The organism is Bradyrhizobium sp. 62 (assembly GCF_023073035.1).
Classification (GTDB): domain Bacteria; phylum Pseudomonadota; class Alphaproteobacteria; order Rhizobiales; family Xanthobacteraceae; genus Bradyrhizobium.
Genome location: NZ_JADPIT010000014.1, coordinates 74217 through 85881, shown reverse-complemented (window position 1 = coordinate 85881; position 11665 = coordinate 74217). Strand labels below are relative to the sequence as shown.

The following is an 11665-nucleotide window of genomic DNA, read 5'->3' as shown; positions in this document are numbered from 1 at the left end:
CATCGCGGAAAGATGCAATCCAGAATCCGTGCCGCGGAAATAGCTGGATTGCTTCGCTGCGCTCGCAATGACGTTGTGGAGGCAATTTGCGCCAAACCTCTGTCGTCAGCCCGGCAACGCTCCAGATTGCCGAAACGTAATGCGTCGCGCGGAACTGACGCACGTTGCGCCGGTTGAGTTTCCTGCTCATATAATGCTGGTAGCGGCCGCGCTCCGCGGCTTCATCGATTCGGTAGGACCTTATGCTCGACGGCCTGCGCCAATTCATCGCCGACATTGTTGCTCCCCATGCCCAGGACCGCGCATTCGGTGACAGTGATTACCGGCTGGCGGCGACCGCGCTGCTGGTTCACGTGATCTCGCTGGACGGCCAGCCGACGGCTGCCGAGCAGCGCAAATTGCATAGCCTGATCGAAAGCCACTTCGGGCTCGATCGCGGCACTGCCGATCGTCTGATCGCGGATGCGACGGAGGTCGAGGGCGAGGCGGTCGACCTCTATCACTTCACCAGCATCATGATGCGCTCGCTCGACGAAGAGGGCCGCAAGCGGGTCGTCCAGATGATGTGGGAGCTGGTCTACGCCGACGGCCAGGTCACCGAGTTCGAGGATAATGTGGTCTGGCGCGCCTCCGACCTGCTCGGGATCGCCCAGCGCGACCGGATCGACCTGAAGCACGCGGTCGCAGATCGTGCCGGTGGTCAGGTCAAGGACAGCGCACTCGGTGGGTGATCTCGTCAGCACAACCAATTGACGGTTGTGGCGACACATGACGAAACTTTAATGTAGCCCCCGGCCGTCTCGACTCCGGATTCGTCCGTAAAATCTCGGGGTTTTGCGCCCCCTGTCACCGGCTCAAGTGGCCATGCTGCCAGCGCCGCTTGCCTGTCGCGCTCGGCCTATGCTCTCGTTCCAGCATTGCGGGGCCAAAAAACTTCAATTGAAGAGATCTCGATCGTGACTGAGCGGGTAACCTTGATCACCGGTGCCTCGGCGGGCATCGGCACGGAGCTGGCGCGTGTGTTCGCCGCGAACGGACATCGTCTTGCGCTGACGGCGCGACGCGCGGACCGGCTCGAGGCGCTCGCGAACGAGCTCGCCGCCAAGGGCGGCAAGAAGCCGATCGTGATCGCCTGCGATCTCGAGGATGCGGATGCCGGCGAGAAGATCGCGGCCGCACTCGTCGCCGAAGGCGTCGAGCTCGACAATCTCGTCAACAATGCCGGCTTCGGCGTATTCGGTGACGCAATCGAGCGAGACCGCGTCGAGCAGCTCGGCATCGTCGATGTCAATGTCCGGGCCCTGACGGATCTGTCGCTGCGCTTTGCCGATCAGCTCATCAAGAACAAGGGCGGTCTTCTCAACGTCGGATCGGTCGCCGGCTTTCTGCCCGGACCCGGCATGGCGGTCTACTACGCGTCCAAGGCCTATGTCATTTCCTTCACCGAGGCCTTGCGGGCGGAGCTTGCACCGCACGGCGTTCGCGTCACCGTCCTTTGCCCGGGCCCGGTGCCCACCGAATTCCAGGCGCGCGCCGGCGTTGGATCCGGCCATGATACGGCCCTTCTCAATGTTCCTGCCGCCGATGTCGCACGGCAGGCCTATCGCGGCCTGATGGCCAACAAGCGGGCAGTGCTCCCTGGTCTGGGCATCAAGATCGTGCCATTTGCGCTGCGCTTCTTCCCGCGCGGCTTCATCCTGTCGGCTACCAGCCGGTTTCAGAGGCAAAGACAGTAAAGAGAGCTCTCGGTCGGTCGTGGCCCGGAGCTTGCTTTCTATCGGGCGTGTGTGTGCGCAAACTCACACGAAATTAACGATCGCTTAGTTATGCTGGCGGTCTGAACCGATAGCACTCGCAGAGACCATGTCGTTCCGGACGAACAGGTTTGGTGGCGCAGAAGTGGTGCCCTTCCCCAGAAGGACGCCGAACGTCGCCGCCTCCGAAACCCGGTTGCCGGTTCTGATCATCCTGCATCAGGAATCCTCGACGCCCGGCCGCGTCGGCAATGCGCTGCGCGCGCTCGGCCATCGCCTCGACATCCGCCGTCCCCGCTTCGGCGATCCGCTGCCCGAGACCCTCGACCAGCATGCCGGCGCGGTGGTCTTCGGCGGTCCCATGAGCGCCAACGATCCCGACGACTACATCCGCCGCGAGATCGATTGGATCGAAATTCCACTCCGCGAACAGCGGCCGTTCCTCGGCATCTGCCTCGGCGCGCAGATGCTGGCGAAGCAGTTAGGAGCTCGCGTCGCGCCGCATGCCGATGCGCTGACCCAGATCGGCTACTACCCGATCCGCCCGACAGAAGCGGGACACCGGCTCTGCCCGAATTGGCCGGCGCGGGTCTATCACTGGCATCGCGAAGGTTTCGAGTTGCCGGTCGGCACTGAACTGCTTGCCGAAGGCGACGATTTTCCGGTGCAGGCGTTCCGCACCGGCAACGCTTTCGGCGTGCAGTTTCATCCTGACGTGACCTACGCGATGATGCATCGCTGGACCACGCGCGGCTATGACGGCCTAAGCGCGCCCGGCGCGCGGCAGCGGCATCATCATTTCGCGGATCGTGCCGTCTACGATGCCGCCGAACGCGCCTGGCTCGATCACTTCATCGACGGCTGGCTGACGCGCCGACCGGTTCTGGCGCAAGCAGCCGAGTGATCGCGCCTTAGCGCAAGCTCTTCTCATCCGTTTGTATGCTAGGCTCATTGTCAACGAGCGCGCGCGAACGCGTGCCGGCAAGCAAAGGGAGAGCGCCATGGCCTACGAACACATTCTCTATGAGGTCAGCGACAAGGTCGCGACCATCACGCTCAACCGTCCCGACCGCATGAATGCGTGGACGCCCATCATGGAGCGCGACGTGCGCCATGCGATGGAAGCATCGAGCGCCGATGACAATGTCCGCGTCATCGTCATCACCGGCGCGGGCCGTGCCTTTTGCGCCGGTGCCGACATGGACGCATTGAAGGGGCTCGACCCCGATGATGTCGGGCGCGCGTCGAACCTGCCGCCCTTCGACATGAACCGGCGGCCCGATTGGCAGACGCGCTATGGCTTCTATCCGTCGATCGGAAAGCCCGTCATCGCCATGCTCAACGGCGCGACCGCCGGCATCGGCCTCGTCCACGCGCTCTATTGCGACCTGCGCTTTGCCGCCGACAACACGGTGTTCACGACAGCCTTCGCGCGGCGCGGATTGATCGCAGAGCACGGCATCAGCTGGATGCTGCCGCGAATCGTCGGCCACGCCAACGCGATGGATCTGTTGCTCTCGGCGCGGCGCGTTTCGAGTGACGAGGCGTTGCGGATCGGGCTGGTCAACCGGCTCTGCTCGCCGGAGAAACTCCGCGAGGAGACCTATGCCTATGCGCGCGACCTCGCCGATTTCGTCTCGCCGAGCGCGATGGCCGTGATCAAGCGGCAGCTCTACGAGGTGCCGTTCCAGACGCTGGCGGAGGCGACGATCGCGGCCAACCGGGACATGATGGTGGCGCTGAACGGCAGCGATTTCCGGGAAGGGGTCGCAAGCTTCATGGAGAAGCGGCCGCCGAGGTTTACGGGGAAGTAGGGGGGCGGATGGAGCCCGGATTCGCCCTTCGGGCTACGCCGCGGCAGCCTTCGCTTACTTCGCTGCGAGAGACCTTCCGGGCTTGCCGAGCCGTAGCTCGCGAAGCGAGCGAAGGCTGGTGGAGCCAGGCGGGATCGAACCGCCGACCTCGTCATTGCGAACGACGCGCTCTCCCAGCTGAGCTATGGCCCCTTTTGTAGGCCGCTCTGGTCAATGCGGCCGACAACCGGGCGCCATTTAAGTCCCCGCCAAGGTCAAGTCAAGGACGGCTGTAACCCGGTTTTAGCCATCCCGGCACCGACTTCCCTTGTTTGGACCGGGGGGAACCGATATCTAGCAAAAGACGTCAATCCCGACCGCAGCCAGAGTTTTTAAAAGCCATGCGTGCCGTTCTCGACATCGTCATCATCGTGCTCGACCTCTACGTCTGGCTGCTGATCGCGTCCGCGATCCTGTCCTGGCTGATCGCCTTCAACGTCGTAAATACCCGCAACCAGTTCGTGTCGGCGGTGGCGGAGTTCCTGTACCGAATCACGGAGCCGGTCCTGGCGCCGATTCGCAATTTCCTGCCCAGCCTCGGCGGCCTCGACATCTCACCCATCATCCTGATCCTGCTCATCATGTTCATCGAGCGGGTGATCCTGTATTACATCTACCCGAACGTGATCTAAGCAGGCTGGAGCGCCCCGGGTTGCCAAAGAACCTTGTCATCAAGGAACCTTGGCGTTACGGGGCCGCAGGAATCAGCATCGCGCTGCGGGTAACGCCGCGCGGCGGCCGCGACGACATCGACGGGATCGAGCAGCTCTCCGATGGCCGCAGCGTGCTCAAGGTGCGTGTGCGCGCCATCGCCGATGGCGGCGAGGCCAACAAGGCCGTTCTGGTGCTGCTGGCGAAATCGCTGGGCGTGCCCAAGGCCAGCGTCAAACTCCTGTCGGGAGCGACCTCGCGGCTGAAGCAGATCGCGGTCGACGGCGATCCGGCGCGGCTCGGCGAAGCCCTGCGCCAGCTCGCATCAGCCAAATCGACGGACTGAGGGAACTGACATGACCGCCAAGATCATCGACGGAAAAGTCATCGCCGCGGAACTTCGCGCCCGCGTCGCGGACGAGGTCGCACGCGTCAAACGCGAGCACAATCTGGTACCGGGCCTCGCGGTGGTCCTGGTCGGCAGCGACCCCGCTAGCGAGGTCTATGTCCGCTCGAAACACACCCAGACCCAGGCCGCCGGCATGGCCTCGTTCGAGCACAAGCTGCCGGCCGACGTCTCGCAAGCAGATCTCCTGGCGCTGGTCGCAAAACTCAACCGCGATCCCGCCGTGCACGGTATTCTGGTGCAATTGCCGCTGCCCAAGGGCCTCAACACCGAGGCCGTCGTCAATGCCATCGATCCCGCCAAGGATGTCGATGGGCTGCATCCGAACAATGCCGGCCGCCTGGCCGGCGGTTTCGAGGCGCTGTCGCCCTGCACGCCGCTCGGCTGCATCATTTTGACCAAGAGCGTGCATGCTTCGCTCGAAGGCATGAACGCCATCGTCATCGGCCGATCCAACCTCGTCGGCCGCCCGCTGGTGCAGCTGTTGCTGAACGAGAACGCCACGGTGACCATCGCGCATTCGCGCTCGCGCGACCTGCCCGGGCTCGTCAAGCGCGCAGACCTCGTCTACGCCGCGGTCGGAAAGTCCGAGATGGTGCGCGGCGATTGGCTGAAGCCGGGGGCGACCGTGATCGACGTCGGCATCAACCGGATCCCGAAGGACGACGGCAAGACGCGTCTCGTCGGCGATGTTGCCTATCAGGAAGCGCTCGCAGTGGCTGGCGCGATCACGCCGGTGCCCGGCGGCGTCGGTCAGATGACAGTCGCCTGTCTGCTGGTGAACACGTTGCGCGCGGCCTGCGCGATTGCAGGGCTGCCGAAACCGGCGGTGTAACGCCACTCTCGTGTCCCGGACGCGGCGCGGCATGAAATGACGCGACGCTGAACCGGGACGCATGGCACCGCAGTACTGGCCCCGGCTCAGCAGCGCGTCGTCACGGTGCGCTGCGTCCGGGACACAAGACCTACCCGTTCTTCTTCTTCTCGCGATCTATGCCTTCGAGGATCAGCTTGTGCGCATCCTCGGGGCCGCCCCAACGCAGGATCTTCACCCACTTGCCTGGTTCGAGATCCTTGTAGTGCTCGAAGAAGTGCTGGATCTGCTGGAGCGTGATGTCCGGCAGGTCGGAATACGACTTCACCTTGTCGTAGCGCTGGGTGAGCTTGGACGAAGGCACCGCCAGAATCTTCTCGTCGCCGCCGGCTTCGTCTTCCATGAACAGAACGCCGACCGGGCGCACGCTCATGACCGCGCCGGGGATGATGGCGCGGGTGTTGATGATGAGGACGTCGCAGGGGTCGCCGTCATCGGACAGCGTGTGCGGGATGAAGCCGTAGTTTCCGGGGTAACGCATCGGCGTGTAGAGGAAGCGGTCGACCACCAGCGTGCCGGCTTCCTTGTCCATCTCGTATTTGATCGGTTCACCGCCCACGGGGACTTCGATGATGACGTTGATGTCGTGGGGGACGTTTTTCCCGATCGAGATCGCATCGATACGCATTCAAGGCTCCGTTGTTGCCGAGGTTAAATCGCACCCGGCAGCGATTTTGGCGCTGTCATACGCGGGCTTGGCCCGCTGATCCATCGCGTTTTTGTGAAATAATGAATCCGGCGATCACCGGCTCAAAAGGCAGCGGTATCGACGGAAGGGAATTGCTGCCGGCCGGACTTCAGCAGCTCAATTGGTCCAAGCGAAGGCAACCTTGTCGAGCGACTTCGGCCCGAAACGCTCCGAGGAGCGCGCCACCATGCGGCCGCCCAAGGCACGGTAGAACTCGGTGGCCGGATCGTTGTCCGAGAGCGCCCACACCACCATGCTCTTCAGGCCGCTCTGCATCAGGTCGCGGCGGGCCGCGGTGAACAGGCGGCGGCCGAAGCCCAGGCCCTGGAATTCGGGACGCAGATAGAGCTCGTAGACCTCGCCGTCGAAATGCAGGCTGCGGGCGCGGTTGCGGCCGTAATTGGCGTAGCCTGCGATCTTGTCGCCGAACACCAGCACGCTGACGCGGCTGCCCTTGCGGATCGCGCTGTCCCACCATTGCGGACCGCGGCGGTTGATCAGCTTTTCCAGTTCGGCGCCGGGAATGATGCCCTGATAGGCGGAGCGCCAGGCTTCGTCATGGGTGGACGCCACCGCAGTTGCATCTGCGGCTTTGGCCGGCCGGACCTCGATCAGGGTTGTGCTCATGGACGTGATCAAACCAAGTCGCCGCGCCGGCGGCAAGACCTATCCTTAATTATCGGTTAACCTGTGGACTTTCTGCATCAGTATTTGAACCATGTTGTACCGAAAAAAGACAAGACGCCGATTCGAATGGCACCGGGGTGCTCTGCGTCGGTGCAAAACTGCTTTGCGGCAACGAATGAACGGCAATGGCAACGCAGAAAGTCTGCCGATATTGATTCGTTCCTACTAGTCTAACTGTCGCTGTTCTCGCCTCCGGCCATTCATGCGGCTCCTCAACATTCTCGTGCTCCTGGCTCTGTTGGCCTTGCTGACTGCGCCGCCTGTGTGCGCTCAGGTCATTTTTGGTTCGTCCGGAGCGGAGGGCGATCCGTTTCGCCGTCAGCAATGGCACGTGCCGTCGCCGGATACCGACATCGCCGCTCATGCCTTGCTGTTTCGCCCGCCGGGTGCCGGCCCGTTCCGGCTTGCGGTGATCGCGCATGCTTCGACGCAAAATGGGTTGCGGCGCGCGCAAATGTCTCAGCCGGAATACCGCGCGCTCGCTGCGTTCCTCATCGCGCGCGGCTTCGCCGTGCTGGTGCCGGAACGGCTCGGCCATGGCGTAACAGGCGGCCGTTATGTCGAGGACCAGGGTGGCTGCGACGAGGCGGACTATGCGCGCTCGGGCCGCGCAACGGCCGACGAAATCGCGCTCGCGCTGGACTATGTGCGAAAGCAGGATTTTATCCGGAACGACGCCGCGCTCGTGATCGGACATTCCGCCGGCGGTTGGGGCGCGCTGGCGCTCGCGAATGCCGATCCGAAGGCGATCTCCGCCATCATCGCCATTGCGCCGGGCCGCGGCGGCCATGCCAACGACGAGCCGAACCGGATCTGCGCGCCGCATACGCTTCTCGCCGCGGCGGCTGAATTCGGCAAGGCCGCGCGCATCCCCATCACGTGGCTCGTTGCCGCCAATGACAGCTACTTTGCACCGGCATTTTCGCGTGCGTTGGTCGATGCGTTTCGCGGTGGCGGTGGCAAGGTCGACTTCCGGACGACGCCGGCCGTCGGTAGCGAGGGCCACTGGATGATCGAAACCGAGGCCGGCGTCAAAGCCGCGAGTGCCGAGCTTGCGCGTGGGTTGAACCTGCCCAAGCCCGTGGTGACCAAGAAGCCATGACGCTGTATTTCCTCATCAAATATCTGCATGTGCTCGGAGCTATCGTCATCCTCGGCACCGGAACCGGTATTGCCTTCTTCATGCTGATGGCACATCGGACGAACGACGTGGCGTTCATCGCGCGCACCGCTTCGGTAGTCGTGATCGCCGACGCGATCTTCACATTGTCCGCCGTGATCCTCCAGCCGGTCACGGGCGGCCTGCTGATGATGCTCTCGGCAACGTCGGTCGCCGAGCGCTGGCTGCTCGCCTCCCTTGCGCTCTATGCAATTGCTGGCTTGTTCTGGATCCCCGTGATCTTCATGCAGATCGAGATGCGCGACCTCGCGCGTAAGGCCGCCGAGCAGCGCGGTGCGCTTCCGGAGCGCTATTTTGTTCTGTTCCGCCGCTGGTTCGCATTCGGCTTTCCCGGCTTTGGCGCCACGATGCTGATCCTCTGGCTGATGATCGCAAAACCGTTTTGAGGAGGGTCATGAGCCAGCGAACCATTCTCGTGCTCGGCGCCTCAGGCCTGATCGGTCGCTATGTCACCGACGATCTTCGCGCGCAGGGATTTCGCGTGATCGGGGTGGCGCGCAGCCTGTCGCCCGCCCACAAGATGAGCACGCTGGACATCGAGCTGCCGATCCTCTCGCTCGAGGTAGCCGCGCTGGCGCACCTCCTCGGCAAGTACGCGGTCGATGTCGTCGTGAACTGCCTCGGTGTGCTCCAGGACGGACCCGGCAGCGACACCAACGCGGTGCATCGGAATCTCGTCGCACGATTGCTTCAGGCGATTGGCGGCAGCGGCCGTGCGATCCGGTTGGTGCACATCTCGATTCCCGGGACCGCGGGCGAGGATCGAACCGCGTTCGCAACAACGAAGCGTGAGGCCGAACGTATGATCGCGGCTTCCGGCCTTCCCCACGCCATCCTGCGGCCCGGTTTCGTGGTCGCGCCGTCGGCCTATGGCGGCAGTGCGATGCTCCGCGCGCTTGCGGCCTTTCCGCTCGACCTGCCGGAGAAGGAGATGGCGACGCCGTTCCAGCCCGTTGCTGTCGAGGATATTTCCGCCACCATTGCCTGGCTTGCCGCGCGCGATATCGATGACGCATCGGTGAAGGCCGTGAACTGGGACCCGATGCAGGTCGAACCGATCACAATGGCTGGCGTCATCGAGCAGTTTCGTATCGCGTTCGGCACGGCCGGCTGGTTGCGCGTCGCGATGCCGTCCTTCATGCTCGATCTCGGCGCGAAAGGCGGCGACGTCGCCAACTATCTTGGCTGGATGCCGCCGATGCGCTCCACGGCCATCGCCGAGCTGCGCCGCGGCGTGAGCGGCGATCCCTCGGCATGGATCGCCGCCACGGGCATCGTGCCGAAATCACTGGCTCAGAGGGTCGGCCGCCACCCCGCCACGATCCAGGATAAGTGGTTCGCGCGGCTGTTCCTGGTCAAGACGCTGATCTTCGCAAGCCTTGTCGTGTTCTGGTGCGTCTCCGGCTGCATCGCGCTGTTCGTGTCCTATCGCGCCGCCGCCGGGATACTGACTGCGCACAATTTTCCGTCGGCGCTGGTCGATCCCATCACCATCGGCACCAGCCTGATGGATATGAGCCTTGGCGTGCTGATTGCCGTCCGTCGCACCGCTGCGATCGGACTCGTCGGGGGCATCCTGGCTTCGCTGGGCTATATGTTTGGTGCCGCGATCCTGACGCCGGACCTCTGGATCGAGCCGCTCGGCGCACTGGTGAAGACGGGACCGGCCATCGTGCTGATGCTTGTCGCGCTTTTGATGTTGGATAATCGCTGATGCCCAAATGGCCCGACGATGACGTGATCTTGTTCGACGGCGTCTGCATTTTTTGCTCGCGCTGGGTCCGCTTCGTCGCCGCGCGCGATACGGGGAAGAGGTTTCGCTTCACGCCGATCCAGTCGGACTATGGCGCCCGGCTCGCACGCACGTTCGGCATCGATCCGGATGATCCTGACACCAATGCCGTGGTTCATGGCGGCGCGGTGTTCATGAAATCCGACGCTGCGCTGACGGTGCTGTCGCAGCTCCCCGGCTGGGGCTGGGTGAGCATGCTATTCGCTGTGCCGAAAGCGTTGCGCGACCCGCTCTACAACCTCGTCGCGCGCAACCGCTACCGCATCTTCGGCAAGTATGATTCGTGCGTCGTACCGGATGCCGACTTGCGGGCGCGGGTGATCGAGTAATTCGTCTTGCGGCGAGCGCAGCGAAGCAATCCAGAATCCGTGCCGCGGAAATAGCTGGATTGCTTCGCTGCGCTCGCAATGACGAGCGTGCGGTTACGGTTTGCCCAGAACGCCCAGCACTTCCCTCGCCGCCCGCTCCCCTGAATCCCTCGCCCCATGCGCCGTCGAGAAAAAATTCGGCGATGTCGCTTCTCCTGCAAAAAACAGCCGTCCGTCCACCGGCGCCGCCAGCACAGCGCGGTCGCCGGCGTGGCCCGGCAGCGCGTGCGAGTAGGAGCCTCTCGCGAACGGGTCGTGCGCCCAGCGCGACTCGCAGAGCGGCTTCAGCTTTCGCCTGATGTCGTTGCCGAGCAAGCCTGCGATCTCCTCGATGCTTTGCGCGGCAATGGCGCCGTCGCCCGCGTCTTCCAGTTCGCGTGCAAAGCTGCCGCCGAAAAAGCCTTCGATGCAGGGCTGGCCGAACGGGCGGATATGATAGGTGCCCATGTCGGTGCGCATTGTGGCGCCGCGCAAATTACCTTCCTTCGGGAAGGCTTCGGCGTCCTCGAGCGCCAACGTCACCTTGTCGTCGACCCCGAGCGGCAGGCCGGCCGCGGCATCGACCTTGGCGGGGAGAGGTGGCGAGAAGCGGATGGCCTTATTGGCGATAAGATTGGTCGGCACGGTGACGATCACCTTGTCCGCGGTCAGCGTGCCCTGCGATGTCTCGATGCGGATGCGCTTGTCCGAATGATCGATCAGCGTGACGCTGCAGTTCAGCGCAATCGGGCATGGCGCGCCATAGGCCGCGATCAGAGCGCCGTAGCCGCGGCGGACGCGCCAGTTGAGGGCACTGTCCTCATAGGCGTCCCAGTCCAGCGTCGACATGTCCTTCAGTTCGCAACCGTTGATGTAGGTCGAGATCGCGTCGATCATGGGATTCCAGCGATTGCCGGGCTCCAGGCTCAAGCTCGCGGGGACGTCCTTGCCCTTCTGGGCGGCCTTCCACAGCCGCTCATAGAAGGCGTCCATTGCGCGCATGAAATCATCGCGCTCGGCTTTCGGAAACGCATTGCCATAGGCGCGCTCGCGCCAGGGCGGGAGGTCCTTGTTGACCTCGAAATCGAGCTGCTTTGCAACCGCGACAAAGGAGTTGTTGTCTGCCGAGTGCAGCCACCCGCAGCCGACGTCGAAGGTGACTTCGGGCGAGGCCTGCACCGTCCAGGCCCTGCCGCCGAGCCTGTTACGCGCCTCCAGCACGATCACGGAGAGGCCGGAGCCTGCCAGTGCATGCGCCGCGCCGAGGCCGGCGGCGCCCGCACCGATGATCGCGACGTCGACCGAGGAGGGAAGGGAACTCATGCGCGGGCTCTAGCACGTTCGCGAAGAGTGCTGAAGCCGCCTCAAGAACAGCTGTCATCACCCGCGCAGGCGGGTGATCCAGTATTCCAGAGACATTTGTGGTCGAACCG

General features: G+C 63.8%; 14 protein-coding genes and 1 tRNA gene. 11 read left to right on the top strand and 4 right to left on the bottom strand.

Going from position 1 to position 11665, the window contains the following annotated elements; all coding sequences use genetic code 11:
- Window positions 1–242 precede the first annotated feature (242 nt).
- The 4 genes from IVB47_RS08935 (at window position 243) to IVB47_RS08920 (ending at window position 3568) form a co-directional block, all read left to right on the top strand.
- On the top strand, window positions 243–731 hold the full coding sequence (locus IVB47_RS08935; protein ID WP_027566318.1) for a TerB family tellurite resistance protein: 489 nt from the start codon (window positions 243–245) through the stop codon (window positions 729–731).
- A gap of 225 nt (window positions 732–956) precedes the next feature.
- Window positions 957–1736: an SDR family oxidoreductase gene (locus tag IVB47_RS08930; protein ID WP_247461096.1), complete on the top strand. Its 780-nt coding sequence runs from the start codon at window positions 957–959 to the stop codon at window positions 1734–1736.
- Window positions 1737–1863: 127 nt separating this feature from the next.
- Entirely contained in the window at window positions 1864–2658 is a 795-nt protein-coding gene (locus IVB47_RS08925; protein WP_247430097.1) for a glutamine amidotransferase, read from the top strand.
- Window positions 2659–2755: 97 nt separating this feature from the next.
- Window positions 2756–3568 carry an enoyl-CoA hydratase gene (locus IVB47_RS08920; protein ID WP_247461094.1) on the top strand — a complete coding sequence of 271 codons (813 nt, stop codon included), beginning with the start codon at window positions 2756–2758 and terminating at the stop codon, window positions 3566–3568.
- 116 nt (window positions 3569–3684) lie between these two features.
- On the opposite strand, the gene IVB47_RS08915 is transcribed toward IVB47_RS08920, so the two are convergent.
- Window positions 3685–3760, bottom strand: a tRNA-Ala gene (locus IVB47_RS08915).
- A 188-nt stretch (window positions 3761–3948) separates the two neighbouring features.
- Here IVB47_RS08915 and IVB47_RS08910 point away from each other — a divergent pair.
- Genes IVB47_RS08910 through folD form a run of 3 tightly spaced genes read left to right on the top strand, consistent with a single transcriptional unit; the run spans window position 3949 to window position 5499 of the window.
- Window positions 3949–4239, top strand: coding sequence for a YggT family protein (locus IVB47_RS08910; RefSeq protein ID WP_007598721.1), 291 nt, complete (start codon window positions 3949–3951; stop codon window positions 4237–4239).
- Window positions 4240–4259: 20 nt separating this feature from the next.
- On the top strand, window positions 4260–4604 hold the full coding sequence (locus tag IVB47_RS08905) for a DUF167 domain-containing protein (protein WP_027566322.1): 345 nt from the start codon (window positions 4260–4262) through the stop codon (window positions 4602–4604).
- A gap of 10 nt (window positions 4605–4614) precedes the next feature.
- Complete coding sequence (gene folD, locus IVB47_RS08900) at window positions 4615–5499, top strand: bifunctional methylenetetrahydrofolate dehydrogenase/methenyltetrahydrofolate cyclohydrolase FolD (protein WP_247461092.1); 885 nt, start codon at window positions 4615–4617, stop codon at window positions 5497–5499.
- A 130-nt stretch (window positions 5500–5629) separates the two neighbouring features.
- On the opposite strand, the gene ppa is transcribed toward folD, so the two are convergent.
- A complete protein-coding gene (gene ppa, locus IVB47_RS08895) occupies window positions 5630–6166 on the bottom strand; it encodes an inorganic diphosphatase (protein ID WP_027566324.1) in 537 nt (178 codons plus the stop codon).
- Between the two features lie 177 nt (window positions 6167–6343).
- Window positions 6344–6853: a GNAT family N-acetyltransferase gene (locus IVB47_RS08890; RefSeq protein WP_007598725.1), complete on the bottom strand. Its 510-nt coding sequence runs from the start codon at window positions 6851–6853 to the stop codon at window positions 6344–6346.
- A gap of 262 nt (window positions 6854–7115) precedes the next feature.
- Here IVB47_RS08890 and IVB47_RS08885 point away from each other — a divergent pair, with 262 nt between their 5' ends.
- From IVB47_RS08885 to IVB47_RS08870, 4 genes are read left to right on the top strand one after another with little or no spacing between them, the layout of a single operon-like run.
- Complete coding sequence (locus IVB47_RS08885) at window positions 7116–8015, top strand: alpha/beta fold hydrolase (RefSeq protein ID WP_027566325.1); 900 nt, start codon at window positions 7116–7118, stop codon at window positions 8013–8015.
- A complete protein-coding gene (locus IVB47_RS08880) occupies window positions 8012–8479 on the top strand; it encodes a DUF2269 domain-containing protein (protein ID WP_027566326.1) in 468 nt (155 codons plus the stop codon). The genes IVB47_RS08885 and IVB47_RS08880 overlap by 4 nt, the downstream gene beginning before the upstream one ends.
- A gap of 8 nt (window positions 8480–8487) precedes the next feature.
- Window positions 8488–9807 carry an SDR family oxidoreductase gene (locus tag IVB47_RS08875; RefSeq protein WP_247461090.1) on the top strand — a complete coding sequence of 440 codons (1320 nt, stop codon included), beginning with the start codon at window positions 8488–8490 and terminating at the stop codon, window positions 9805–9807.
- Window positions 9807–10214, top strand: coding sequence for a DCC1-like thiol-disulfide oxidoreductase family protein (locus IVB47_RS08870; protein ID WP_247461088.1), 408 nt, complete (start codon window positions 9807–9809; stop codon window positions 10212–10214). The genes IVB47_RS08875 and IVB47_RS08870 overlap by 1 nt, the downstream gene beginning before the upstream one ends.
- Window positions 10215–10307: 93 nt before the next feature.
- Here IVB47_RS08870 and IVB47_RS08865 read toward each other — a convergent pair whose 3' ends face one another.
- Window positions 10308–11555, bottom strand: coding sequence for an NAD(P)/FAD-dependent oxidoreductase (locus IVB47_RS08865; protein ID WP_247461086.1), 1248 nt, complete (start codon window positions 11553–11555; stop codon window positions 10308–10310).
- Between the last annotated feature and the right edge of the window lie 110 nt (window positions 11556–11665).

Excerpts from the sequence above, each read along its gene's own strand:
- ppa (WP_027566324.1), bottom strand. The coding sequence starts at position 6,166 with ATGCGTATCGATGCGATCTCGATCGGGAAAAACGTCCCCCACGACATC.
- IVB47_RS08870 (WP_247461088.1), top strand. The coding sequence starts at position 9,807 with ATGCCCAAATGGCCCGACGATGACGTGATCTTGTTCGACGGCGTCTGC.
- IVB47_RS08890 (WP_007598725.1), bottom strand. The coding sequence starts at position 6,853 with ATGAGCACAACCCTGATCGAGGTCCGGCCGGCCAAAGCCGCAGATGCA.
- IVB47_RS08935 (WP_027566318.1), top strand. The coding sequence starts at position 243 with ATGCTCGACGGCCTGCGCCAATTCATCGCCGACATTGTTGCTCCCCAT.
- IVB47_RS08880 (WP_027566326.1), top strand. The coding sequence starts at position 8,012 with ATGACGCTGTATTTCCTCATCAAATATCTGCATGTGCTCGGAGCTATC.
- folD (WP_247461092.1), top strand. The coding sequence starts at position 4,615 with ATGACCGCCAAGATCATCGACGGAAAAGTCATCGCCGCGGAACTTCGC.
- IVB47_RS08865 (WP_247461086.1), bottom strand. The coding sequence starts at position 11,555 with ATGAGTTCCCTTCCCTCCTCGGTCGACGTCGCGATCATCGGTGCGGGC.
- IVB47_RS08885 (WP_027566325.1), top strand. The coding sequence starts at position 7,116 with ATGCGGCTCCTCAACATTCTCGTGCTCCTGGCTCTGTTGGCCTTGCTG.
- IVB47_RS08875 (WP_247461090.1), top strand. The coding sequence starts at position 8,488 with ATGAGCCAGCGAACCATTCTCGTGCTCGGCGCCTCAGGCCTGATCGGT.
- IVB47_RS08920 (WP_247461094.1), top strand. The coding sequence starts at position 2,756 with ATGGCCTACGAACACATTCTCTATGAGGTCAGCGACAAGGTCGCGACC.
- IVB47_RS08925 (WP_247430097.1), top strand. The coding sequence starts at position 1,864 with ATGTCGTTCCGGACGAACAGGTTTGGTGGCGCAGAAGTGGTGCCCTTC.
- IVB47_RS08910 (WP_007598721.1), top strand. The coding sequence starts at position 3,949 with ATGCGTGCCGTTCTCGACATCGTCATCATCGTGCTCGACCTCTACGTC.